A 25,210-nucleotide genomic window follows, 5' to 3' on the forward strand; every position below is an offset into this window, starting at 1 on the left:
GCCTAAGTGGGTTAGGCAAATCATTAACCAATGAAGGAGATCGATGGCGCGCGCCGGACTGTCCCCCGACGTCCTCGTGACCGCCGCGGCCGAACTGGCCGACGAGATCGGCTTCGAGAACGTCACCATCGGGGTCGTGGCGCGCCGGTTCGGAGTGCGCGAACCGAGCCTGTACTCCCATATCCGCAACGCCAACGACCTGCGGGTCCGGGTCGCGGGCCGGGCTCTGGGCGAACTCGCCGAGCGGCTCTCCGAGGCGTTGGCGGGCCGTTCCGGACGCGACGCGCTGCTGGCCTTCGCCGCCGCCTACCGCGACTACGCCAAGAAGTACCCCGGCCGGTTCGCCGCCGCGCGGATGCCCCTGCCCCTCGACTCCCCCGCCGCCGACGCCGCGCGCCGGCACTCCGACCTGACCCGCGCCCTGCTCCGCGGCTACGCCCTGGGCGAACCCGCCGAGACCGACGCGGTCCGGCTGCTGGGCGCCACGATCCTGGGGTTCGTCACGCTGGAGGCGGCTGGCTCCTACCTCCACAACCCGCGCACCGCCGACGCCTCCTGGAACGCCGCGTTCGAGGCGCTGGACATGACTCTGCGGAACTGGCCGGAAACGCCGTGAAACAGCGCGAAACGGCGTGCGGCGAGCCGGAGCTCACCCCACGCCGCGTCGGGAACGAATCAGGCCTCGACCTCAGGCCGCCCCGGCTCCGCCCACAGCGTGTGGAAAGCGCCCTCGCGGTCGGTCCGGTGGTACGTGTGCGCCCCGAAGAAGTCCCGCTGCCCCTGAATCAGGGCGGCCGGCAGCCGCTCGGCGCGCAGCGTGTCGTAGTACGCCAGCGCCGCCGAGAACGCCGGGACCGGGATCCCCCGGCGCGTCGCGGCGGCGATGACCTCCCGCCACGGCACCTGGGCCTTGGAGATCTCGTCGGCGAACTCCGGCTCGGACAGCAGGCTCGGCAGCGACGCGTCGGTGTTGTACGCGGCCCGGATCCGGTCCAGGAACGCCGCGCGGATGATGCAGCCGCCGCGCCAGATCGCCGCGACGCTCCCCAGGTCGATGTCCCAGCCGAACTCCTCGGCGGCGTCCTTGATCATCGTCCAGCCCTGGTCGTAGGCGATGACCTTGGACGCGTAGAGCGCGTGCTCGACGGTGGCGACGTAGCGCTCGGCCTCGTGCGGCCGCAGCGGGTGCTCGGTGCCGCCGTGCAGCGTCCGGTACGCCTCGCGCAGCGCGGTCCGGCTGGAGGCCACGCGGGCGAACGTCGCCTGCGCGATCGCGGTCACCGGCGAGCCGAGGTCCAGCGCGGTCTGCACGGTCCAGCGGCCGGTGCCCTTCTGCTCGGCGGCGTCGCGCACGATGTCCACGAACGGCTTGTCGGTCCCGGCGTCGGTGTGCGCCAGGATCTCGGCCGTGATCTCGATCAGGTAGGAGTTCAGCCTGCCCTTGTTCCAGACCCGGAAGACGTCCGCGATCTGCGCCGGGGTGTAGTCCGCGACGTGCCGCAGCAGGTCGTAGGCCTCGGCGATGAGCTGCATGTCGGCGTACTCAATGCCGTTGTGCACCATCTTCACGAAGTGCCCGGCGCCGTCGGTGCCGATGTGCGTGCAGCACGGCTCGCCGTCCACCTTGGCGCTGATCGCCTCCAGCATCGGCCCGAGCACGGCGTAGGACTCCGCGGAGCCGCCGGGCATGACCGAGGGGCCGTGCAGCGCGCCCTCCTCGCCTCCGGAGACGCCGGAGCCGACGAAGTGGATGCCCTGCTCGCGCAGCGCCTTCTCCCGGCGCCGGGTGTCCAGGAAGTGCGCGTTGCCGCCGTCGATGATCATGTCGCCGGGCTCCAGCAGCGGGGCGAACTCGTCGATCACGGCGTCGGTGGCCTCCCCGGCCTTCACCATGATCATCAGGCGCCGGGGTTTCTCAAGCGCCGCGACGAACTCCTCGGCGCTCTCGGTCGGGACGAAGGTCCCCTCGCTCCCGAACTCCTCGACGAGAGCGTGGGTACGAGCGGCCGTCCGGTTGTGGAGGGCGACGGTGTAGCCGTGCCGGGCGAAGTTCCGCGCCAGGTTGCGGCCCATGACGGCGAGTCCGGTGACGCCGATTTGCGCTGATGCCTGCATGATGGGAAACCTAACACCTCAGGCCTTTGACGGCATTTCCATCGACCCCAGCTTTACCCCTGTATTCAAGGGTCGGGGCTGCTCAGCCCCAGCGCCGGGCGTCCTCCGCCAGCCGCGCCATCTCCTCCTCCAGCCGGTCCGCCGCCGAGGCCGAGGCGCCGGCGGACTTCGAAGCCTTCAACCGCGCGATGATGCCCTGGAACTCCGAGATCCGCCCCTCCAGATCGGACTTGGCCTTGAGCAAGTTCGCCTCCTCCAGGGAGCCGGGCTGCACCAGCAGCAGCCGGTGCTCCAGGTCGCCCAGCAGATCCAGCTGCCGCCGCCGGGCCAGTTCGAACTGCTCCAGCGGATCCTCGAACCGGCTCAGAAACCGGTCCGTGCTCTTGCGCAGCCACCCACCGACACCCATGCAGCGCTCCCTTCCAGAAGGCCCCGTTCCACAGGCCTAACGCCTATCCTGCCGCCGGCGTGCCCGCCAGCCACGCGCTCGCGGCGGCCACCATCAGCCGCACCCCGACCTCCAGCGTCGGGTCGATCGCCGGGGCGAACTTCGGCGAGTGGTTGCTGGGCAGCGTGGCCGGAACGCCGTCCTCCAACAGCGAGAGGAGGTCCTGCTCGGTGAAGTCGGCGAGGTCCAGGCCGCCGAAGTACCAGAACACGGACGGCACGCCGAGCGTGGTGCCGAAGTGCCCGAAGTCCTCGCTGCCGGCCAGCGTGCTCGGCAGCACGAACACCCGGTCCGGACCGAGCAGCCCGCGGAAGGCGTCCAGCACCACGTCGGTCGCCGCCTGGTCGTTCACCAGCAGCGGCAGCTCGTCCAGCGGCGTGATCTCCGGCAGCCGCTCCGCCCCGGACGCGGCGGCCTCGGCGTTCACCACGCGGGTGATCGCGGCCAGCACCTTCTCCCGCACCGCCGGCGCGGTGGTGCGGACGGTGATGACGAGTTCGGCGTCGTCGGGGATGACGTTGCCGCGGGTTCCGGCGTGGATGGACCCGACGGTCACGACGGCCGACCGGCTCGCGGCGATCTCGCGGGACACGATCGTCTGCAACCGCATGACGATCGCGGCGGCGATGACCACCGGGTCGATGGTGGCCTCGGGCATCGAGCCGTGCCCGCCGCGGCCGAAGATCTTGACGCGCAGCGTGTCGCAGGAGCTCATGACCGCGCCGGGTCGGGTGCCGACCAGCCCGGCCGGCGCCGGGCCGACGTGCTGGCCCAGGCAGACCTCCGGGCGGGGGAAGCGGTCGGGGAAGCCGTCCTCGATCATCTTCGGCGCGCCGCCGACCTCCTCGGCCGGCTGGAAGACGGCGACCACGGTGCCGCCCCAGGAGTCGCGGTTGGCGGCCAGCAGGTCGGTGACGCCGAGCAGGCACGTGACGTGGACGTCGTGGCCGCAGGCGTGCATCACGGGGACCTCGGTGCCGTCGAGCTCCGTGGCGGTGACGGTGGAGGCGTAGGGGAGGCCGGTCTCCTCGCGGACCGGGAGAGCGTCCATGTCAGCGCGGAGGAGGATCACCGGGGCTTCGGCTGAGCCGTTCAGGCCACCGTCGAGCACGCCCACGACGCCGGTACCGGCGATCTTCTCGGTGCCACCGAGACCTTCGGTGACGTCCCACCCCGCCGCGCGCAGCCGCTCAGCGACGATGCCCGCGGTGCGGACCTCCTGAAAGGAGAGCTCGGGATGCTCATGGAGGTCCTTGTAGAGGTCGCGCAGTCCTGGGAGGAGATCCTCCAGCCCGCGCAAAAGATCGGCGGCGGCGGCTCTGGCGGGCTCGGTCATGCTGGCTCCGTTCCGGGAAAGATGCCTCCACCTTGGTCAACGCGGGGCCCCCAAGCAACCGGCGGGTGACCTCGGCTCTACTTCTTGCGCCCGAGTGCCCCGTACATCCAGATGTCGTCGGCGTCCCTGGGCACCGGACCGTCCGGCCGCCACCGGGGCAGCAGCACGACGCCGGGGTCGAGCAGGTCCAGGCCGTCGAAGAACGCGGCGGTCTCCTTGGCGCTGCGGACGGTCAGCTTCGCCGTCGACTTCTCGTACGCCTTCGCCGACACCGCCAGGCGCTCCTGGTCGAAGTCGCCGGTCACGTGCGTCAGGGCCAGGAAGCTGCCCGCCGGAACCGCGTCCATCAGGGTGCTGACGATGCCGTACGGATCCTCGTCGTCGCTCACGAAGTGCAGCACCGCGATCAGCAGCACGCCGATCGGCTGCTCGAAGTCGAGCACCCCGCGCACCTGCGGATCGGCCAGTATCGCGGCCGGATCGCGCAGATCGCCCTTGACGATCGTCGCCGCCCCGATCCCGGCGTCCACGGGCCTCGCGCGCGCGTGGGCCAGCACGATCGGGTCGTTGTCGACCCCGACGATGCGGGCGTCCGGCCGGGCCGCCAACGCCGACGCGACCGTCCCGCCGGGCCCCGGGAGCCCGATGCCGACGTCAAGGAACTGCGAAACCCCCTCCGCCGCGATCCCCCGCACCGCACGCCCCAGGAAGGCCCGGTTGGCGCGCGCGAAGGCCCGCACCTTCGGCATGTTCTTCAGGACCTTCTCGGCGGCCTCGCGGTCGGCGGCGAAGTTGTCCTTGCCGCCCAAGTAGTAGTCGTACATGCGCGCCGGAGTGGCGACTTCAGTGTCCACTTCCGGCGTCGTCCACTTCGCCTCGTCAGACATGTCGCCTCCCCATCCCGGCCGGACCCGGCCCCTCGGCGGTGTTGATCGCTTGGCGCGGATCATACCCATCGTCTCTGCTTCCTGATAACAGAGATCGCTAATCGCGGTCAGGCGTCAGGCGATACCCGGCGGACCAGTTCGCCACGCGTCGCCATGCCCGGTGTTCCCGCCGCCGGCCGCCTAGCGCCCGGCCTCGTCCCCGACCCCGGCGCTGTCCAGCAACCCGTCCAGCACCCGCCGCCGCTCATCGACGAGCGCCTTCAGCTTGTCCGCCATCGAGTCCAGCCGCCGCATCGCGGCCGGCATCCCGGCGTCCTGGCCCGGTGCGAACACGATGCGGCCGAGCTCCGACTCGCGGGCGGAGGCCAACTCCTCGCGGATGCGGTCCAAGCGGTTGTGCACCGAGGACAGCGCCTGCAGCAGGTGGTCCTTGAGCTTCCGGCGCTCGCCGGGGTCCTTCGGCGGCGCCGTGGTGCCCTCCGGGCCCTCCGCGTCCCACTCCCGCGACAGCTGCGCCAGCAGGCCGATGTCGCCGCGGGTGTAGGCGTCGTTCACGCGCACCATGAAGACCTCGCGGCGCTGCCGGTCCGCCTCGTCGTCGGCCAGGTCGGGGTGGCAGCGGCGGGCGAGTTTGCGGTACATGCGCTTGGCTTCGCCGGTCGGGGCCGGGCGCGGGGGGTCGGCGCGGGTGGCGCGGACCTTCTCCTCGTCCGCCTGGCGGGCCGACTGCTGCGCGCGCTCGCGCGCCGTCTCCGCGTCGCGCTGGTCGTCCGCGCGGCCGCTGCGCGCCGCGTGCACCTCGGCGATGCGGGCCTCGATCTCGTCGAGTTCGGCCAGCAGCGGCGCGAACATGCGCGCGTGCGCGCGGCCGAACACCGCGAGCAGGTTGCGGACCTCCGCGAGTTCCGCCTCGGCCTGCGACAGCTCGTCGGCCAGGCCCGCGAGCTCCCGCTCCAGGTCCCCGATCTCGGGGTCCACCCACAGATCGGCCTCGGCCGGCCCGGACTGCCCCGGCTGCCCGCTGTAGGGGCCGACCTTCGACACGACGCGCATCACCAGCGTCTCGTCGTCGACCCACACAGCGCGGATCTTGCCCTCGCCGAGAACCTCCACGGCCTCCGGCCCGCGCGCGGTGAGCTGCACGCGCGCCGCCAGCTTCTCCTGCCCGAGCTCGCCGGGCGCCACCTCGACGCAGATGTGGAACTCCCGCGTCTCCTCGCCCCACGCGCCGGTGGGGAAGCCGACCGTGCGGACGGCGTCGCCGGGGATCCGGTTGTCCGTCAGGTCGCGCAGCACCGGATCGACCTGCTTCACGTAGCGGATCACGGCGCCGCTCGGCGTCCACAGGCTGAGTTCGACGTCCGCGACCCGCTTCGCCGCCGCCCCGACCGTCGCGTCGCGCACCGCCGAGGGCAGTGCCTCCGGCTCGGCGACCAGCGCCATCGTCCCGGACAGCTGCTCGGAGACCAGGCGCATCTCGTGGACGTCCCAGTCGTCGCCCAGACCCAGGCAGTCGGCCGTGAACAGGCCGGTGCAGGCGCGCGCGGTCATCGCCAGCCGCGACGGATGCAGCCCTTCGTCCCGGCCGTTCACGATGAGGATCGCGTGCCGCACCGGCCCGGAGCCGAGCGCGAACATGCGGGCCGCGCGGCTGAGCCACAGGCCGATCTCGCGACCCCCGTACGCCGTGAGCCGGTCCACCGCCGCCTTCGCCGCCGCGCGCGTAGCAGCCGTCACCGCCTCGGTGCCGCCGTCCTCGGGGTAGACGGCCTGGCTGGCGGCGCGCCCGGCGATCACCGCGAACCGCGCGCCGTCCGGCAGCTCGTCGATCCCGGTGCGCAGAGCGGCTTTGACACCTGCCAACCGGCCCGGCTCGGCCAGCGAGCGCGAGCAGTCGGCGATGAAGACCACCGACGGCGGCCCGTCGGCGCTGGCCACGGCTGCCGGCTTGGCGGAGTAGCTGCGGTCGGCACGCCGCGCCGCGGCCGTAGCGGCGGCGTGCGTCGGAGCGCCGGTCCCGGAATCCGCGGTCCGGACCCGGACGACGGCGTGCACCTCGCGCCGGCCGGCCGCCAGGAACTCGTTCTGGTTGACGCCGATCTCGGTCCGGATGCTGCGGATCGCCTCCGGCGCGTTGGCCGTGCGCGCGCCCCGGCTGGCCGCGACGTCGTCGTTGCGCAGACGCTCGTTGACGAACGCGAAGTGCTCGACCCACTCCACGCCGAGCTGCACGTCCTGCGTGAGCGAGGGCAGCAGCCCGGAGGCCTGCACGGTCGGCGGCGGCGTCCAGTCGCCGACCAGCGCGAGCGCCGCGGCGACGTCCGGCCGGGTCGAGGGGTCCTTGTCCAGCAGCCGGGTGATCAGCGCGGTCAGCCGTCCGCCCAGGCGCAGCGGCGCCGGCTGCCCGGCCACCACGGAGCCGATGATGTCGGCCCGGAACGCCGGAACGCCTTCCACGGCCTCGTAAAGCGTGGCGCCGAGGGAGAACAGGTCGCCGATCGCGCCGGCGTCCTGGGAGATCACGCGCTCGGGCGCGACGTAGCCGGGCGAGCCGATGAAGGTCCCGGTCCGCGTGACGCGCTGGTCGTCGAAGCGGACGGCGATGCCGAAGTCCGCGAGCAGCGCGGTGCCGTCGGAGGCCAGCAGGACGTTGCCCGGCTTCACGTCCCGGTGCACGATCCCGGCGGCGTGGGCGGCGGCCAGCGCCCGCAACAGGTCGCGGGCCAGGGCCACGGCGTCGTTCTCGGTGAGCGGGCCGCGGTGCGCCAGCCGCTCGGCCAGGCTCTCGCCCTTCACCAGCTGCATGACGATCCACGGCGCGCCGTTCTCGATGTGGACGTCGTGCACGGTCACGATGTTGGGGCAGTCGCGTAACCGCGCGGTGTTGCGCGCCTCGCGGGCGGCGCGCGCGACGCGTTCGGCGGCCTGCGGTCCCTTGCCCTCCATCGGCAGCAGGACCTGCTTCACCGCGACGTCCACCCCGAGGTGCATGTCGTAGGCGCGCCACACTTGTCCGAACGCTCCGGAACCCAACCGATCCACCAGTCGGTAGCGTCCCCCGATCACCCGTCCTGGCTCGGTCACGCACTGAGCCTACGGGGATCGGCGGCTCGGCGCGATGGTCGTTTACCCGATGGTCGAAGTTGCGCGGCGCTCAAGCCAGCGACAGGAACAGCTTCTCCATCTGCGCCACGTTCGTCGCGCGCTCTTCGGCGTCGGCGGTCTCCAGGCACTGCCGCAGTCCGCCGGCGATCACCTTGAAGCCGGCGCGGTCCAGCGCCCGGGACACGGCGGCGAGCTGCGTCACGATCTCCGAGCAGTCCCGCCCGGACTCCAGCATCGCGATGACGCCGCGGATCTGGCCCTCGGCGCGACGCAGCCGCTTGGTCACGTCGGAAACAGTCTCAGGCTCGACCTGCACTTCGGCGCTCCTTCCGGCGTGCGTCGCCGAATCGGGGATCATCGCCGCGGAGTATACCCCTAGGGGTATATTCCGGCACCCCCTTCCGGCACATAATAAGCAACGCTAAGTATCGTATTTTCCGGGGAACATTTCCCCGGAAGATGCGTTACCCTGCACAGGGGACCTGGTCCCCGACGAGGATCCCTCCGCAGGTAGATCCTTGGAAAACGGCCGCCGCGCCCGAGTACGCACCCCCTCCGTGTCTCGTGCGCGGCGGCTCCAATCTCCCACCAGGACCCGACCACTCGGCCCGACCATTCAGCCCAACCACCCAGCCCGACCGCCCAGCCCGACCGCCCAGGAGGAACCCGTGGACGTCGTGGCCGCCACCCCACGCCGCACACCGCGCGCCCGAGCACCCCGCGTCGACGCCCTACGCAACCGCGAACGCATCGTCGCCGCCGCCCGCGACCTGTTCACCGAGGTCGGCTGGCAGGTCCCGATCGACGAGGTGGCGCGCCGCGCCGGCATCGGCAACGCGACCGTCTACCGCCACTTCCCGGACCGCGACGCACTGGTGCTCGCGGTGGTCCGCAGCGTGCTGAAGCGCACCGCCGACCGCGCCGAATCCGCACTGGCCCTGGGCGACGACCCCTTCGACGCGCTGAGCCGCTTCGTCCTCGCCGCCGCCGACGAGCGCATCGGCGCGATGTGCATGATGCTCGACGGCGCCTACGACCCGGGCGACCCGGACGTCAAGGCTCTGGAAACCCGACTGAACGAACTGGTCGAAACGATGCTCGCGCGAGCCCGGCGGGCGGGGATGCTGCGGCCGGACGTGGATCTCGCCGACATCATCGTGGCCGTCGCGCAGCTGACGCGGCCGCTGCCGGGGTATGTCACCGTGCGGCGGAGTTCGCGGCGGTATTTACAGCTGTTCTTGGACGGGCTGCGGGCTCCGGGGTACTCGGTATTGCCTGTGGAGGGGGAGTAGACCTCAACCCCTCAAGGCCGGTGCACCAACAACATCGCCAGATCCCGAGCCCGCGCCCCGCGAGCCCGCACGGTCACCTCGGCCTCGATCGCCGACAGCACATACTCCGGCCCGGCGTCCGCCAGGTCCTCCAGGATCTGTGTCAGGGGCAGCGGTTCCACATCCGGTCCGCCGGAGTCCGTGACGCCGTCGGTGTAGAGCAGCAGCGAGTCGCCGCTGTCGAAGGCGGTCACCACCAGCCGGGCGCGGTCGTCCGCGCCGGGGGCCAGGGCGCTGAGCCCCAGCGGCAGTCCCACCGACTGGCCCTGTACCGTCGACACCGCGCCGCAGCGCACCAGCAGGGGCGGGGCGTGGCCGCAGCTCACGTGCTCCAGCCAGCCGTCCGGGCGGATCGAGACCACCGCGACGCTGGCGAACTCCTCGCGGACGTCCACCACCGTGCGGGGCGGCGCCACCGCGAGCGAGTTCGAGGTCTCCCACAGCCTCGCGCCGTCGGCCAGCGGGACGTGCGCCGCGGCGGCGTCCGCGTCGCCGAGGAAGCGGCGCAGGCTGACCTCTAATCGCTGCACCAGGTCGCGCAGATCGGGTTCGTCGTAGGCGGCCTCGCGGAACGAGCCGAGCAGGACCGCGGCCACCTCGACCGCGCCGAGGCCGCTGCCCCGGACGTCGCCGATGATCGCGCGCACGCCGTACGGGGTGTCGACGATGTCGTAGAAGTCCCCGCCGACCGAGGCGCCCGCCGAAGCCGACGCACTGCGCGCGGCCACCAGCACGTCGCCGACGGCCGGTCGCGGCGGCCGCAGCAACACCCGCTGCGCCACCTCGGCGACCGCGCGCACCTGGTTCAGTTCGCCTATCATCCGCTGCCTGCGGACCGAGATCACGTAGCTGACGGCCACCACGGTCAGGATCGCCGCGAACGTGCCGATCCGCTGCGCCTCGCCGCCGGAGCCGTTGCCCGGGGTCGCCGGCAGCAAAGCCACGAAGGCGCACAGGCCCGCCAGCCACACGCACTGCCGGCGGCCGGTGCCGGCGCAGGCGATCGCGGGGGCGGCGGCCAGCAGGGGCGCGAGTTGGATCCGGGCCGGGAGCAGAACCTGCATGATCAGCACCGCGGCGACCCAGATCCCGGGCAGCACCAGCAGGAAAAGGGCGCGCCCGGTGTCGGCCGGCCGGCGCGTGCCCACGCCGCCTGCCCGGACCCATCGTGTCAAAGGACCACCCAACGCGTGCCCACGCCTCTCAGCGTCCTTAATCCGACAGGACGGAGCATAACGCGGCGCGGCCCGCAGATGTCGAGGAATCGCCCGATTCGCACGTTTGGGCTACCGCCTTCACCAGGGCTCGAATACCATTCGCGGGGCGATGTTCACCTTGCCGCAAACCTCAGGCCAACTCCCTCACCGGCCCAGTCCGACTCCGAGGTGTTGGCTCCGCATGGCATCCGCGCCGATCCGGGCGCGGGACGGACGGTACCGAGGGGACCGCATGAGACTTCCCGGGCGACGCCCACGAACGCTGCGTCACATGAGAAAGCAGGTTGCCGCCGGACTGCTCGCACTCGGCGCCACCGCCGCGATGGTGGTGACCACGAGCGGATCCGCGCAGGCCGAGTCCGACCACGGCAAGACGCCGAAGATCGGCCACGTCTGGACCATCATCCTGGAGAACAAGTCCTACGAGGCCACGTTCTCCGGTCTGAACCAGAACAGCTACCTGTGGAAGACGCTGCCTTCCTACGGCGAGCTGCTGACGCAGTACTACGGCACCGGCCACTTCAGCCTGGACAACTACGTCAGCCTGGTCTCCGGCCAGGCCCCGGCGCCGGACAACCAGAGCGACTGCCCGACCTACAAGAACGTCTCGCCCGGCACCCGCGAGGCGGACGGCCAGGTCGACGCGACCTCCGGCTGCGTGTACCCGTCGTCGGTCAAGACGCTGTTCAACCAGCTCGACGACAAGCACGTGCCGTGGAAGGTCTACGCGCAGGAGATGGGCAACACCCCGACCCGCGAGAACGCCTACGCGTGCGGCGCTCCGGGCGACCCGTCGGGCGCCGGCGTCCCGGACCCGGGCGGCGCGACCGCGGCCGACCAGTACGTGCCCAAGCACAACCCGGCGCCGTGGTTCCACTCCCTGACCGACAACTCCCAGGACTGCAAGAACGTCGTGCCGCTGGACGGCCTGGCCGCCGCTCCCGGCCACCCGGCCGAGAACAGCCTGGCGCAGGACCTGAAGTCCATCAAGACCACCCCGGCCTTCTCCTGGATCTCCCCGGACAACTGCTCGGACGCGCACGACGCGACCTGCAAGGGCGACAACCTGTCCGGCGACCCGAACAACCACCAGGGCGGCCTGTACGCCTCGGACCTGTTCCTGGAGAAGACGATCCCCGAGATCATGGCTTCCCCGGCGTTCCAGAAGGACGGCCTGATCCAGATCGTCTTCGACGAGGCGTTCCCGCCCTACAAGATGTACGGGAACTCCATCGGCGACTACACCGGCAACCCGGCGGCCTCGGGCCTGAACACCCCGACCGACACCGCGCAGTCGGTCGTCGCGTGCTGTGACGAGCTGCCCGGACCGAACACCGCGCAGCCCGGCGACCAGGCCTTCGGCCAGGACACCACGCCCGGCGGCGGCATCACCGGCGCGGTGATGATCTCCCGCTTCATCAAGCCGGGTTCGGTGAGCGCCCAGCCATACAACCACTACAGCTGGCTGCGCAGCATGGAGGACCTGTTCGGCGTCCGCCACGGCGGCACCGACGGCAAGGGCCACCTCGGCTATGCCGCGGCCGACGGCCTGCGCCCGTTCGGCGGCGACGTCTACAACAACCCGTCCGGCCGCGCCCTGCCCCCGGCTCCGTCCGGCTCGATCACGTACCCGGCCGTGGCCGGCGTGACCGACGTCGGCCGTGCGGAGATCCCGGCCGGCAGCGTCTACGCGCGCTGACACCCTGTTCCTCCTCCGGCGGGCTCGGCGCCCGCCGGAGGAGCCGAAGGCCTTCTCCACGAAAGGTGATCGGGTACCTCCCGTGAACACCCCGCAGACCGCGGCCCCGCGCCGGACCGGCTTCGGCCGGTCCGGCGTGCGCCGCCTCGCCATCGCGTCGGCCATCGCCCTGACCGCCGTCCCGGTCGCGCTGCTCGCCGCCGGCTGCTCCAGCGGATCGGGCTCGTCGGACTCCTCGGCGCAGGACGTCGTCAACAAGCTCGGCGCCGTCCCGATCCCCAGCGCCCCGAAGACCCAGCTGACTCCGTCGGCCGACGAGTCGCACCCGCAGCTGGTCGCGGTCGGCTCCCCGGTGGCCGTCACGCTCCCCTCCGGCACCGGCGTGATCACCGCGCTCGGCCCCACCGAGGACCTGCCGACGCCGCTCCCGGCGAAGATGCCCACGCAGGTGGCCGGCACCGTCACGCTGCGCCTCGCGGCCACGACCGGCACGCTGAAGGCCGCGACCGCCGACCTGTCCTCGCGCGACGACCACGGCACCGACATCAAGCTGACAGCCGTCGGACCGGCTCAGGCTTCTGCGACCGCCGGCGGCACAGCGGATCTGGTCGTGCGCGGCACGTTCTCCTCCGGCGCGGCACAGGTCACCCTGCGCGAGGACGGACACGTGGTCGCGGTGTGGGACTTCACCATCGAGCTGGACTGAACGGACGGCGGCGACCCTCCAGCAGATCCCTGTGACCCAGGTCACATAGTCGCGGAGTCACACCCTGTCGACCTCCAGCGTCTCGTGTTCGACCTCAGAACGAGAGACGAACCGAGCACCACAGGAGGCGGGCATGACCACGACGCTGACCACCCTCAGCCGCGACTTCAGCGGCGACATCATCGACCCCGGACACCCCGAATACGCCGCAAAGGCCGACACCCTCCTGGCCACCGGCACCCCGGCCGTCATCCTCCGGCCGAGCAGCGTCGGCGGCGTCCAGGCGGCCGTGAAGTACGCCGCGGCGTCCGGCCTCCCGCTCGCCGTCCGGGGCGGCGGCCACTCCTTCTCCGGCTTCGGCACCAATGACGGCGGCGTCGTCATCGACCTGAGCGCGCTGGCCGGCGTCGAGGTCGTCGACGGCGGCTGGCACGTGGTGCGCATCGGCGGCGGCGCGACGTGGGGCCAGGCGGCGACCGCCTTGGCGCCGCACGGTCTCGCGATCTCCTCCGGCGACACCAAGGGCGTCGGCGTCGGCGGGCTGACACTGTCCGGCGGCATCGGCTGGAAGGTGCGCAAGTACGGCCTGGCGCTGGACAGCCTGGTCCGGGTCGAGGTGGTGACGGCCGACGGCGCGGTCGTCGCCGCCGACGAGGACGAGAACCCCGAGCTGTTCTGGGCGGTCCGGGGCGGCGGCGGGAACTTCGGGATCGTGACCGCCTTCGAGTTCGCCGCGCATCCGACCACCGACGTCTTCCACGGACGCATCACCTTCCCGGGCGCGGAGGCCGCGAAGGTGATCCACGGCTGGGCCGAGTACATGCGCACCGCACCTGAGGCGCTGACCGCGGTCGCCGCCTTCGCCAACCCTTTCGCCGGCGGCCCCGAGGCCCCGGTGGAGATCTTCGTGGCCTACGACGGGGACTTCGAGGACGACGCGAACGCCGCCCTCGATCCGATCCGGGCGCTCGGTACGGTGATCGAGGACGACGTCACCCTCAAGGCGTACGGGGACACCCTTGAGGAAGGACAGGCCCCGCCGCCGGGAATCCGCTTCCACACGCAGAACGCCTTCGTCGAACGCGCCGGCGTGGACGCCGCACTGCGCATCATGACCGAGGTCGGGGCCGCCCCCGGCGCGCCGTTCCTCACCATCCGCAGCATCGGCGGCGCACTGGCCCGAGTGGCCGACGACGCCACCGCCTTCGCACACCGCCGCGCGGAGCTGATGATCGGCACCGCCGCGATCGGCCCGGCCCCGGCGATCGAGGCGGCGCTGCCGACCCTGGACGCCGTCTGGGAACGACTGGCCCCGCACGTCAGCGGCACGTACTCGAACTTCAACACCACCGCCGCCGACTCGGACGTGAACGCCGCCTACCCCACCGACACCTACAAGCGGCTCGCGGCAGTCAAGCGCCAGTACGACCCGACGAACCTGTTCGCCGCGAACTACAACGTGCGGCCTCTGTAGCTTTGATCGACACGCCGCGGGCGGCCCCCGCGCCTCGCAGCGGGGCCGCCCCAGCCGTGCCTGTCACACCGGGTCCAGCGCGTGATCAGCCGGCAGCCACCGCTCCGGCCGCAGCCCGCTCCCGCTCCGCCGGCCGCACCGGCGACGGCGCGACCCGCAGCAGCGGCGCGGCCCAGCCCGGCAGCCACCAGTTCCACCGGCCCAGGACCCCGACCAGGGCCGGGACCAGCAGGGCCCGGACGACCACCGCGTCCAGCAGGATGCCCGCGCCGAGGCCGGTCGCCAGGACCTTCACGTCCACCGTCGGGGTCGTCGACATCGACAGGAACGACAGGAACAGGATCAGCGCCGCGCTCGTCACCAGCCGCCCCGTGCGGCCGATCCCGGTGACCACCGCGCGGTCGGTGTCGCCGGTGGCGTCGTACTCCTCGCGCATGCGGGTGAGGATGAAGACCTCGTAGTCCATCGACAGCCCGAACAGGAACGCGAACACCATGATCGGCACCCACACCGTCACCGAGCCGGTCGCCGGGACGCCCCACAGCGCGTGGCTGCCGCGGCCGTCCTGCCAGACCAGCACCATCACGCCGTAGGCGGCGCCGACCGAAAGCAGGTTGAACAGCACCGCCTTCGCCGCCAGCACCACCGACCGGAACGCGCGCGTCAGCAGCACCAGCGTCAGCAGCGAGATCACCGCGAGCATCAACGGGAAGCTGCCGTAGACGGCGTGGACGAAGTCGTTCTGCGTAGGGCCGGAGCCGCCGACGCCGAGCACGCCGGGCAGCGGCCGCGCCGCGTCCTGGACCGCCGAGATCTCGGCGTTGCCCGCGGTCGTCGACGGCTCGTGCACGGTCACCACGTCCACGATCGCGGTCCCGCCGGCCTGGAACGAGGAGGCCGCATAAGCCGTGTACACGCCCGGCACCGAAGCCATCCGCGCGGCCACCGACGCGGCGGCGTCCGGCGTGGTCAGCACCTCGATCGGCGCCAGCGCCCCGGACGGCACCCCGCCGTCCGTGAGCCGGACCAGCACGTCGTGCGCCGCACCGCGCTGCGCCGACGCGGCCGACGGCGGCTCCCCCAACCGCATCGACGTCAGCGGCACCACCAGCGCCACCAACACCCCGGCCCCGACCACCGCGGCGCTCTTGCGATGCCGCAGCACGAACCGCGCCCACGCGCTCCACGGCCCGCTCGCGTGCGTCTCCCGGCGCCAGCGCGGCCGGTCGATGCGCGTTCCGGCGGCGGCCAGCAGCACCGGCAGCAGCGTCACCGCCACGCCGATCGACACCAGCGGGATGAAGAATCCCGCGACGGCCATGTTCCGCAGCACCGGGACCGGCACGACCAGCATCGCCAGCAGGCTGAGCGCCACCGTCAGCCCGGAGAACACCACCGAGCGTCCCGCGTGCTCCATCGCGCGCTCGACCGCGCTGTCGTTGTCGGCGCCGTTGTCCCGCTCCTCCCGCCACCGCGTCACCACCAGCAGCGAGTAGTCGATCGCCACGCCGAGCCCGATCAGCGCGACCAGGAACTCCACCAGCGAGCTCACCGAGGTGATCCGGCTCAGGCCGTTGATCAGCAGGAAGGTGCTCGGGATCGCCACGCCGGCCATCAGCAGCGGCAGGAACGCCAGCAGGCTGCCGAACACGTACGCCAGCACCGCCAGCGCGCCGAGCGAACCCAGCAGCACCTCGACCAGGACGCCGTTGCCCTTGCTGGATCCGTTGCCCGACGCCAGTTGGTTGGCGCCGGTCACGCCGATCTGCCAGCCCGCCGGGGCGGTGCTTGAGGCGGCCGCCCTGAGCCGGGGCGTCGTCGTGTCGGTGCCGAATCCCTTCTCCGGCGGCGTGAACAGGAACGCGAAGGTGGTCCGGCCGTCGGCGGTGGTGAACTTCGCGTCGCCGGTGGTCTGCGCGTCCGCGAGCCGGGTGTTCGGGACGGCGGCGGCCGCGGCGGCGAAGATCTGGTGCGCCTGTTGGGATGCAGCGCTTGTCCCGACATCTGGTGGCACCGTCAGGGTCATCAGGGTCGGCAGCGTGTCGCCGCCGTCGTGATACAGAGCACTGATCTTCTGGTCGGCGACGTATCCGGGCTGCCCGGGCAGCGCGAAGTCGGTCGTCAGCCGGTTCACGGTCGAGCCCAGGGTGGCGAAGCCGGCGACGGCCATCGCCAGCCAGCACAGGGCCACGACCAGCTTGTGACGCAGGACGAGCGTGGTGATGCCGCGCATCATGACTCCTCGGATCGGGCGCAGGGCGCCATCGGTTCCCGTTACCGGAGTCTGGCTTCGGGCGGGCCCGCAAACGTCCGGCTGGAGATGCGAATCCGCAGCCTGCCGACGCCGTATCCCGGGTCCTCCACAGGATGTGTACTGCCGGGCGCGTACTGCCCCAGCAGTACGTCCCCGACCTACCGCAAGCCGATGTCCCGCCGGCGACCAGCGCCTATGCTGCGGCCGTGGCCATGTTCGTCTACGTGACGTTGCAGAGACGGCGGTTCCCGTTCTTCGCCGACCTGCTGTACGCGGCCGTCCTGCTCACGCTCACCGTGCTGGGGTCGATCGGCGAGTCCCACCCGACCCGCGGCGACAGTCTCCCGGGCTGGGCCGTCGCTCCGGTCGCGGCCTACTTCCTGGTCGGCGCCGCTTCCGTCGCCTTGTTCTGGCGCTACCGGAACCCTCTGGCCACGCTGACCGCGACGCTCGTCTGCACCCTGACTTACACGGCCTTCGGCTATGAGAACGGCGCCGCGCTGCTCAATCCGATGTGCGCGCTCTACACCGTGGTGGTGATCGCGTGGCGGCCGACGACGCCGGGCGGCAGCGTCCGCGCGGTGCGCACGGCGCTGATCGCGACCGGCGTCACCTTCACCACGCTGGCGGTCGTCACCGCGGCCCACAATCCGTTCGGGGCGATCGGGGGATCGTTCGTCCTCATTCCCGGGGAGGTGGCGGTCGCGTTCTTCGCCGGGCTCGCGGTGGCGAATCAGCGTGCGTATGTGGACGCGATCCGGCAGCGTGCCGAGGACGCCGAGCGCAGCCGGGAGGACGAGGCTCGGCGCCGCGTCGACGCCGAGCGGCTGCGGATAGCCCGGGAGCTGCACGACGTGGTCGCGCACACCATGTCGACCATCAACCTCCAGGCCGGGGTGGCCGTCCACGTCTCCCGCGACTCCCCCGACCTTCCCGAGCCGGTCGCCACCGCGCTCAGCACGATCCGCGACGCGAGCAAGAACGGCCTGCGCGAGCTGCGGGCGATCCTGGCCGTGCTGCGCCAGGCCGACGACGCGGAGCCCTCGGCGCCGACCGCTCCGACGCCCGACCTGGACGGCCTGCCGGCGCTGCTCGACACGGTGCGCGCTTCGGGGCTCCCGGTCACCGTCGAGATCACCGGCGAGCGCTGCCGGCTGCCGGCCGCCGTGGAGTTGGCCGCGTATCGCATCGTGCAGGAGTCGCTGACCAACACTCTGCGGCACGCCGGGCCGGCGAACGCGACGGTGCGGATCCGTTACGGTGACGAGGACTTGGACGTCTGCGTCACCGACGACGGCGTCGGTGCCGGTGCCGGTGCCGGTGCCGGTCGCGGTACCAGCGTCGGGACCGAAAGCACCGGCAGCGACACCCTCCACGGAAGCGGCCACGGCCTGATCGGCATGCGCGAGCGCGCCCTGGCCACCGGCGGCACGCTGCAGGCCCACCCGGGCCCGGTCGGCGGCTTCCTGGTCCGGGCCCGCCTGCCCCTGGGGAAGGAGACCGCATGATCCGCGTGCTGCTGGCCGACGACCAGGCGCTGATCCGCGTGGGTCTGCGGATGCTGATCGACTCCGCCGCCGACATGGAGGTCGCGGCCGAGGCCACGGACGGCGCGCAGGCCGTGCGCCTGGCCGCCGAGACCCGCGCGGACGTGGTGCTGATGGACATCCGCATGCCCGGCGTCGACGGCCTGGAGGCCACGCGCCGCATCAGCGCCGACGAAGACCTGGCCGGCATCAAGGTCCTGATCCTGACCACCTTCGAAGCCGACGAGTACATCTACGACGCACTCCGAGCCGGCGCCTCCGGCTTCCTCCTGAAGGACACCGACCCCGGCGAACTCCTCCAAGCGATCCGCGTCGTCGCCCGAGGCGACGCCCTCCTGTCCCCCAGCGTCACCCGCCGCCTGATAGCCGACGTGGTCAGCCGCCCCCGCACCCGCCCGGCACCGACCACCGACCCCCTGACCGCGATCACCCAGCGCGAACGCGAAGTCCTGGCCCTGGTCGGCACCGGCCTGTCCAACGACGAGATCGCCGCCACGCTGCACCTGTCGCCGCTGACCGCGAAGACGCATGTCAGCCGCCTGCTGACCAAGCTCGGCGCGCGGGACCGGGCGCAATTGGTGGTGACGGCCTACGAGACGGGGCTGGTGGTGCCGGGGGCGACGGCTTTGTGATCAGCTACCGCTGAACACAAGCCGCCGGAACTCGTTCCGCACCTCCGCGATCGGCCCGCGATCGCGGCTGTAGTACACCTTGTTCGTCAGCAACACCGCCCAGCGCTCGCGCTCCTGCGACACCCACATCCCGGTGCCGGTGAAGCCGTAGTGCAGCCAGATGTCCTCCTCGCCGGTCACCGTCTTAGGCGAGGGCTGCCAGAACAGCCCGCGCGCCGGGTCCAGGGCGGCGGTGTGCAGGCGCAGCGATTCGCGGATCCAGCGCCGGCCGAAGCCGACGGGGCCGACGGCCGCCTCGGGATTGAGCAGGTAGCGCAGGAAGTGGCCCAGGTCCGTGGCATGCGAGAAGGTCCCGGAGATGCCGCAGATTCCGAGCAGGCGTCCCGAGAAGTCGTGCACTGAGCCGCGGACGTGCGTGCCGGTCTCCTCGTCGAACTCCGTCGGGGCGCACTGCTGGACGAGCTCGTCCGGAACCGGGCCGTAGCGCGTCGCCGACATGCCCAGCGGCGTCCACACCGTGTCGCGGGCGACGTCGTCCAGACGCCGATCGGCCAGCTGCTCGACCAGGTACCCCAGGATCAGCGCCGAGCGGTCCGTGTACTCGACGGCCTCGCCGGCCGGTCGGCGCAGCGCCTCCCGCAGCACGCCGAGGCGCACCGCCTCCGGATCCATCCCGTACGACGCACGCAGGTTCGCGCGGAGCGGGACGCCGGACGTGTGCGTCAGGAACTGGCGGATCGTGACGCCCCCGAGCGGGAACCCGGCCGCGTCCGGGAGGTGCTTGGCCAGCGGGTCGTCGAGGTCGATCTGCTCGTTCTCCCACAGCGTCCCGACCGCTGCCCAGACCGCGATGACCTTCGTCAGGCTCGCCAGGTCGAACAACGTGTCCGCACGCATCGGCCGCGCCGCGTCCGCCGGGTCCAGCAGCCCGGTCGCACCCCGCGCCAGCACCCCGTCCGGGCCGCCGACGGCCCACACCGCGCCGGGAAACACCCGCCGCCCGACACCGCCTTCGACGAGATCGCCGATCCTCGTGGCAAGACTGTCCATCGGGCCCCGCTTCCGTTCGTCTGTGACACCCGAGCCTAACCGGGCGCACCTTCGAACCTCGTCATCACCCGTCCATCAGGCTATTTACCGGGGACGGAGCTGACGAGGAACGGAACGCCGAGTTGCCGCTTGACCAAGTCCAGGTGATGTCCCGGCATCTGCCGCCGGGTCAACTTCAGCAACCCGGAAATCGTCCCGTCGGTCGCGGCCACGTCCCGCACCGCCGCGCTGAACGCCTCCGGGTCCCACGGCGTGCCCTCGGCCACGACGCTCCCCTCCACGATGCCCTCGACGACGCCCCGCGCATCGAGATCCCCCGGCGCGACCCTGACGCCGATCCGCGTCGTCAACCGGTCGCCGACGAGCAGCCCGGCGACATAGCTCCGCGCGGCGGCCGGGCTGCGCAGCGGCCTGGGATCCCCGCCCTCGACCCACGCGCTGACCACTCCCAGCATCAGCCGCCCGGCCAGATGGCTCGGACGCTCCGACGACCCCTGATCGCCGAGGTCCCACTGGTTGACCGAAGCCGTCACCGCGATCCGCCGCTCCGGCCAGAACCGCGAGACCTGGTTCCAGCCCCACATGTACTCGCCGCCGTGGCCGACGTGGTAGCCGGGGCTGCCGTGCTGGAAGACGTTCCACACGAACCCGACCGCGCTGTCGGGATCAGGACCGCGACCGGCCTGCGGGCTCACCATCGCCGTCGCGGTCTCCGGCCTCAGGATCCTGACGTCCCCGAGCCGTCCCCCGCCGGCCATCGCCAACAGGAACCGCGCATGGTCGGACGGCGTGGTCAACGCCGTCCCCGCCGGATAGACGCCGGCGTGGATCTGCGGCAGCCGGAACTGGAACCCGTCGAGCGTGGCGTACCCGGTCGAGCGCCGGGCGAGCAGGTCGGCGGGGACGTGGTCGGGGTGCTGGGCCGGCGGGAAGCAGGTCGAGGTCATGGCCAGCGGCGTGAACAGACGGCGTCGCACCCACTCGGAGAACGAGACGCCGTCCGGGTTCAGCCGTTCGACCAGGTACCCGACCAACCCGATGCCGACATTGCTGTACTGGTAGTGCGTCCCGACCGGCGTCGCCCACAGCGGCAGAAGACTGCCCTGGTAGGCGTCGGTCCGGCCCTCGGCGAGGATCTTCTTGAGCAGGTCCCCCAACGCCGTCGGCGGCTCCAGGTCGCAGAAGCCGAGATCCGAACCGAGCCCGCTGCGATGGGTCAGCAGATCCCGCAGGGTTATCTCGCGCTCGCCGTGAGGGTTGGTGACGTGCAGGTCGCCGAGGTGGTCGTTGATCGGATCGTCGAGCCCGATCAGGCCTCGGTCGACCAGTTGCAGGACCGCGGTCGCGGTGTAGGGCTTCGCGTCGGACCCGGTGGGGCCGACGGTCGTGGGCGTCATCGGATGGCCGGTGGCCAGGTCGGCGTAGCCGTAGCCCTTGGCCCAGACGACCTCACCCTCCACCCCGAGGGCGATGGACATGCCAGGGGCCTTGCACAGGGTGAGGATCTCCGGGACGAGGGCGTCGAGGGCTTCGGCCAAATGCGTCACGTTCATGCGTCAATGTTTTAGTTGACACTCGCCTACTCGTCAAGGAGATGGTTGACTGCCAGAATAGGTCGGGTGCCCGAGCTGCCCGACCTCTCCTCCCTGATCGCCGAGCTGGACGCCCGTACCGCTGCCGACAGCGACCCCGGCGACCTGCACCGCCTCGCCGCCGCCGAGGAGATCGCCGACGAGCTCACCGCCCTCGGCGCCCGCCTGGTCGGCTACTACGTCGAGCAGGCCCGCGCCCGCGGCAACTCCTGGGCCGACATCGGCGGCCACCTGGGCATCAGCCGGCAGGCGGCGCAGCAGCGCTACGCGCCGGCACGGTTCCAGCTGACCGTCGGCGACCTGATCGCGACCGGCGCCCTGGACCGCCTCACCGACCGCACCCGGGCCACCCTCGTCCGCGCCGAACAGCACGCCACCCGGCTCGGCAGCGGCGTCGTCGAACCCGGACACGTGCTGCTCGCGATGCTCGACGACGAAGACACCCTGGCCGTCCAGGCGCTGGAGCGCCTGGAGGTCGACACAGCCGGGATTCGCCATGCCCTGCAAGGAACCGTGCTGCAAGGAACACAGACGCCCGCACCGCCGCGCCTGGTCTCGACGCCCCTCGGCACCCCGGCACGCCGGCTTCTGGAGACCGCGCTCGTCCAGGCCCTGAAGCTGAACCACAACTACATCGGCACCGAACACCTGCTGCTGGCCCTCGCCCACACGCCCGACGACCCGGCAGCGCAGCTGCTCGCGGACCGCGGCGTCACCTACGACCGGGCCCGCGAAGCGGTCCAAGCGGTGATCGACGAGTATCTGCGCCGCCGATAGAAGATTTTCGGCCCCGGCGACAACCGGACAGCCCCCGGAATCCGTGGAGTGGGTGGTCAGAACACAGCACGACCACGCCACGACCACGGCACGACCCGCAGGACACCAACGGGATGAGGGGCGGAACGGATGCGCGGACCCGACGAGAAGGAGTTCGGCGAGCTGGTGGCCGGGCGCTCGCACGCGCTGAGACGAACGGCGTACCTCATGTGCGGCGACTGGCATCAGGCCGAGGACCTGGTCCAGACGACGTTCGTCAAGCTCTACTGCGCGTGGAGCAAGGTCAACCGCGGCGACAACCTGGACGCCTACCTTCGCAAGACCCTGCTGCACGCCTGCATCGACGAGAAGCGGCGCGGCTGGTTCCGCCGGGAGTGGCCGACCTCCGCCCCGCCGGACGTCCCGGACGCCTCCGCCGTCCCGTCGGACGACCGCGACCTGCTGGTCGGCGCGCTGCGGCGGATCTCGCCGGGCCAGCGGGCCGTGCTGGTCCTGCGCTACTGGGAAGACCTGGACGTCGAGGAGACGGCCCGGGTGCTCGGCTGCTCGACCGGCACGGTGAAGAGCCAGACCGCGCGCGGGCTGGCGGCGCTGCGCACGGTGGTCGGTGATCGCAAAGCCTCCGACGCCCCGGTCTTCGACGACGTCACAGCTATCAAGGGGTGCTCATGAACACCGACCAGGATTGGGCCCGCGAGCTGTTCGAGCGTTCGCGGCAGGGCGAGGAGCCGGTCTGGTTCGCCGACCACACCGAGATGATGCGCACCGGACAGCGCCGGAACCGCGTCAGGGCTCTGGCGGCGTCCGGGAGCGTGCTCGCCACCGCCGCGGCGGTGGCCGCCGTAGGGATCGGCGTGGCCGGCGGCGCGGACCGCAAGGCGCCCGAGCCGACTCCCGGCCAGAGCGTCGCGTCTCCGACGAAGACCGCGGCGGCGGTCGCGGACCCTTCCAAGGTCCTCGACTACGCGAGCTTCGACGGCTTCTCCACCAAGGACGGCAAGGGCTCCGCCGGCGGCTTCTTCAAGAACTACTACATCGCCGTCTCGACCACGACGGCGCGCGACACCATGCGGCTGCTGAGCACGCTGGATCCCAGCCTCGAACACCTCGCCAAGACGGCCCCGATCGCCGGCCGCGTCCGGCTGGTACCGGACACCGACCCGATGGCGCAGGACATGGCCGGACTTAACGGCACCGTCCTGTGGACGGAGAGCGGGTTGCCGGCGTCGGCACTGCAGCCCGCCAAGGCGACGGCCCCGTACGGCACGCTGCTCGTGTCGTACGTGGACTCCACCAACGAAAGACCAGCGGGCGGCCAGGCGAGCTGCGTCACGGACGGCGACATCAACACGGACCTGCTGCACCCCGTCAAGACCTCGGGCGACGGCTGGATGGACGCGGCCCAGTGGGGCCCGTGCACGAAATCGACTCTGCCCGACGGTTCCACTCTGCTCAGTTCGACCAAGTCCTACGGCCGCTTCGTCGTCACCGACGTCGCCCGCAGGTTCCCCGGCACCGGCGGCGAAGTGGTGGTGGAGTGGCACAACTACGCCGACGTCATGGAGGTGCCGACCCCGGGAGTATCGACGGCGCCGCCCCAGCCCGATCCCCAGCGCGTCCTTTCCGGGAACCCGGTCACCGCCGACAAGCTGATCGCCGCGCTGTCCGACTCCAGCCTGACGCCGCCCCTGGCGCAGCCGTCGGTGACCACCACGCCGACGACCATGCTCCAGGCGTCCGACTTCGGCTCCGGGTGGAGGGCCGACCCGGCGGGATTCCATGGCACGACGACCGATCTGGTAGTGGACAACGGCTGCACCAACGAGCAGAACCCCGTGACCACCCCGCAGCCCATCTACAGCTACGCCGGAAAGACGCCCAGCGGCATCCCGGTCGACGTGACCGCCGGGGTGAATGTCATGAAACCGGGGTCGGGCCCGAGCTGGATGGCCGACCTGCGGCAGCACGTGACCAATGGCTGCGACACCGCCGGTAACGCCTACAGCCGCGACACGCTATCGCTGCTACCGACCGGGACCGGCGATGACGCGTTCATCGAGAACTGGTACGGCCAAGGCCGACAGACGATCTACATCCGTTTCGGAGACGACATCCTGCGGGTCGACCTGTCGGCCATGGATCCGAACAGGCCCGCCTTCTCCCAGGCGGACAACGACTGGTTCGCCGGACTCGCCGCCAAGGCCGCCGCGCGGCACGACGGCAAGGGCTGAGCACCGCCGAGTACGCAGATCGGCAAAAAGTGGGCCCGGATCGTCTACTCGGACGGTCCGGGCCCTGCCATGCCCGGCAATGCCGCCGGTTTGCCCGCCGATCGCGAGGCATTCGCCGATTTCGCCGCATTCGCCATGGACTATCCCCGGCCCTCTCGGGAAGGCTCTGGGTGGCGAAGTCTCGGGTCTGCGGCGCGTGGAAGGGGGCGGTGGGGGATGCCGGGTATGGACATGGGCTCGGGCACCAACGGCGGGTCGACGTTGCTGGCGCTGGCCGAGATCGCCTTGTTCTGGAGCGCGACGGTCGTGCATGTGCTGCGGCTGCTGTCGCCGACGCGGCTGCCCGACACCGACCGGCCGACGGATGCCGGGCACGCGGTGATGGGTGTCGGCATGACGCTTATGGTGTTCCCAGGGGTCTCCGTCGGGACGTTGCACGCCGCCGCCGCGGGCTACGCCGTCCTGGCCGTCGCCTACCTCGGCCGCACCACGCTCCGGCGAAGCGCCGCGCAGCACCGCTGCCAGAACGCGGCGATCGCCGCCGGCTTGGGCGCGATGGCCTACATGCTCGCCGACCCCACGCATCCGCCGACCTGGGTACCGCTCGGGGTCGCGGCGGTGCTCGCGGCGTGCGCGCTCGTACACGGCCGACGGCTGATCGACGCGCGCCACCGGCACGGCGCCGCCTCCAGGGCCCCGCAGATGCTAGTCACCGTCCCGCATCTCGGAGCGCTGCTGATGACGGTGGCGATGGCGGCGATGGTCGGCATCGCAGGAAGCTGACACCGGACCGTCGCCGCCGCGATCTC

21 protein-coding genes are annotated in these 25,210 nt (G+C 71.7%); 11 read left to right on the top strand and 10 right to left on the bottom strand.

What is annotated here, in order from left to right:
• Window positions 1–43: 43 nt before the first annotated feature.
• Window positions 44–616, top strand: coding sequence for a TetR/AcrR family transcriptional regulator (locus ABH935_RS02660; RefSeq protein WP_370376148.1), 573 nt, complete (start codon window positions 44–46; stop codon window positions 614–616).
• Window positions 617–675: 59 nt separating this feature from the next.
• Here ABH935_RS02660 and gndA read toward each other — a convergent pair whose 3' ends face one another.
• From gndA to ABH935_RS02690, 6 genes are all read right to left on the bottom strand, one after another.
• A complete protein-coding gene (gndA, locus tag ABH935_RS02665; RefSeq protein ID WP_370376149.1) occupies window positions 676–2,115 on the bottom strand; it encodes an NADP-dependent phosphogluconate dehydrogenase in 1,440 nt (479 codons plus the stop codon).
• An 82-nt stretch (window positions 2,116–2,197) separates the two neighbouring features.
• Window positions 2,198–2,524, bottom strand: a complete 327-nt coding sequence (locus ABH935_RS02670; protein ID WP_370376150.1) for a hypothetical protein — start codon at window positions 2,522–2,524, stop codon at window positions 2,198–2,200.
• Window positions 2,525–2,567: 43 nt separating this feature from the next.
• Window positions 2,568–3,899, bottom strand: coding sequence for an amidohydrolase (locus ABH935_RS02675; protein ID WP_370376151.1), 1,332 nt, complete (start codon window positions 3,897–3,899; stop codon window positions 2,568–2,570).
• 77 nt (window positions 3,900–3,976) lie between these two features.
• A complete protein-coding gene (locus ABH935_RS02680) occupies window positions 3,977–4,786 on the bottom strand; it encodes an SAM-dependent methyltransferase (RefSeq protein WP_370376152.1) in 810 nt (269 codons plus the stop codon).
• A gap of 180 nt (window positions 4,787–4,966) precedes the next feature.
• Window positions 4,967–7,870 (bottom strand): protein kinase, encoded by a 2,904-nt coding sequence (locus tag ABH935_RS02685; RefSeq protein WP_370376153.1) that lies wholly within the window; start codon window positions 7,868–7,870, stop codon window positions 4,967–4,969.
• 70 nt (window positions 7,871–7,940) lie between these two features.
• Entirely contained in the window at window positions 7,941–8,249 is a 309-nt protein-coding gene (locus ABH935_RS02690; protein ID WP_370376154.1) for a metal-sensitive transcriptional regulator, read from the bottom strand.
• Between the two features lie 310 nt (window positions 8,250–8,559).
• On the opposite strand from ABH935_RS02690, the gene ABH935_RS02695 reads away from it, so the two are divergent.
• Entirely contained in the window at window positions 8,560–9,183 is a 624-nt protein-coding gene (locus ABH935_RS02695) for a TetR/AcrR family transcriptional regulator (protein WP_370376155.1), read from the top strand.
• Between the two features lie 11 nt (window positions 9,184–9,194).
• On the opposite strand, the gene ABH935_RS02700 is transcribed toward ABH935_RS02695, so the two are convergent.
• The gene (locus ABH935_RS02700; RefSeq protein WP_370376156.1) at window positions 9,195–10,370 is read right to left on the bottom strand and encodes a PP2C family protein-serine/threonine phosphatase; all 1,176 of its coding nucleotides are present in this window, start codon (window positions 10,368–10,370) and stop codon (window positions 9,195–9,197) included.
• Between the two features lie 340 nt (window positions 10,371–10,710).
• On the opposite strand from ABH935_RS02700, the gene ABH935_RS02705 reads away from it, so the two are divergent.
• The 3 genes from ABH935_RS02705 (at window position 10,711) to ABH935_RS02715 (ending at window position 14,318) form a co-directional block, all read left to right on the top strand.
• On the top strand, window positions 10,711–12,138 hold the full coding sequence (locus tag ABH935_RS02705; protein WP_370376157.1) for an alkaline phosphatase family protein: 1,428 nt from the start codon (window positions 10,711–10,713) through the stop codon (window positions 12,136–12,138).
• Between the two features lie 82 nt (window positions 12,139–12,220).
• A complete protein-coding gene (locus tag ABH935_RS02710; protein WP_370376158.1) occupies window positions 12,221–12,844 on the top strand; it encodes a hypothetical protein in 624 nt (207 codons plus the stop codon).
• A gap of 133 nt (window positions 12,845–12,977) precedes the next feature.
• The gene (locus tag ABH935_RS02715; protein ID WP_370376159.1) at window positions 12,978–14,318 is read left to right on the top strand and encodes an FAD-binding oxidoreductase; all 1,341 of its coding nucleotides are present in this window, start codon (window positions 12,978–12,980) and stop codon (window positions 14,316–14,318) included.
• 85 nt (window positions 14,319–14,403) lie between these two features.
• On the opposite strand, the gene ABH935_RS02720 is transcribed toward ABH935_RS02715, so the two are convergent.
• A complete protein-coding gene (locus ABH935_RS02720) occupies window positions 14,404–16,554 on the bottom strand; it encodes an MMPL family transporter (protein WP_370376160.1) in 2,151 nt (716 codons plus the stop codon).
• Between the two features lie 230 nt (window positions 16,555–16,784).
• Here ABH935_RS02720 and ABH935_RS02725 point away from each other — a divergent pair, with 230 nt between their 5' ends.
• Together ABH935_RS02725 and ABH935_RS02730 are read left to right on the top strand one after the other, a co-directional pair.
• Window positions 16,785–18,080 carry a sensor histidine kinase gene (locus ABH935_RS02725; protein ID WP_370376554.1) on the top strand — a complete coding sequence of 432 codons (1,296 nt, stop codon included), beginning with the start codon at window positions 16,785–16,787 and terminating at the stop codon, window positions 18,078–18,080.
• Window positions 18,077–18,751 (top strand): response regulator, encoded by a 675-nt coding sequence (locus ABH935_RS02730; protein ID WP_370376161.1) that lies wholly within the window; start codon window positions 18,077–18,079, stop codon window positions 18,749–18,751. Before ABH935_RS02725 ends, ABH935_RS02730 begins: the two co-directional genes overlap by 4 nt.
• Here the strand turns inward: ABH935_RS02730 and ABH935_RS02735 are convergent, their stop codons facing one another.
• Together ABH935_RS02735 and ABH935_RS02740 are read right to left on the bottom strand one after the other, a co-directional pair.
• The gene (locus ABH935_RS02735; protein WP_370376162.1) at window positions 18,752–19,801 is read right to left on the bottom strand and encodes a serine hydrolase domain-containing protein; all 1,050 of its coding nucleotides are present in this window, start codon (window positions 19,799–19,801) and stop codon (window positions 18,752–18,754) included.
• Between the two features lie 80 nt (window positions 19,802–19,881).
• A complete protein-coding gene (locus ABH935_RS02740; RefSeq protein WP_370376163.1) occupies window positions 19,882–21,354 on the bottom strand; it encodes a serine hydrolase domain-containing protein in 1,473 nt (490 codons plus the stop codon).
• A 66-nt stretch (window positions 21,355–21,420) separates the two neighbouring features.
• Here ABH935_RS02740 and ABH935_RS02745 point away from each other — a divergent pair, with 66 nt between their 5' ends.
• The 4 genes from ABH935_RS02745 to ABH935_RS02760 all read left to right on the top strand — a co-directional run bounded on the left by ABH935_RS02745 (window position 21,421) and on the right by ABH935_RS02760 (window position 25,184).
• On the top strand, window positions 21,421–22,170 hold the full coding sequence (locus tag ABH935_RS02745) for a Clp protease N-terminal domain-containing protein (RefSeq protein WP_370376164.1): 750 nt from the start codon (window positions 21,421–21,423) through the stop codon (window positions 22,168–22,170).
• 129 nt (window positions 22,171–22,299) lie between these two features.
• Entirely contained in the window at window positions 22,300–22,842 is a 543-nt protein-coding gene (locus ABH935_RS02750) for a SigE family RNA polymerase sigma factor (RefSeq protein ID WP_370376165.1), read from the top strand.
• Window positions 22,839–24,401 carry a hypothetical protein gene (locus ABH935_RS02755; protein WP_370376166.1) on the top strand — a complete coding sequence of 521 codons (1,563 nt, stop codon included), beginning with the start codon at window positions 22,839–22,841 and terminating at the stop codon, window positions 24,399–24,401. The genes ABH935_RS02750 and ABH935_RS02755 overlap by 4 nt, the downstream gene beginning before the upstream one ends.
• A gap of 216 nt (window positions 24,402–24,617) precedes the next feature.
• Entirely contained in the window at window positions 24,618–25,184 is a 567-nt protein-coding gene (locus tag ABH935_RS02760) for a DUF5134 domain-containing protein (RefSeq protein ID WP_370376167.1), read from the top strand.
• The last annotated feature ends 26 nt before the right edge of the window (window positions 25,185–25,210 follow it).

This window comes from Catenulispora sp. GAS73 (genome assembly GCF_041262085.1).
Taxonomy (GTDB): Bacteria; Actinomycetota; Actinomycetes; order Streptomycetales; family Catenulisporaceae; genus Catenulispora.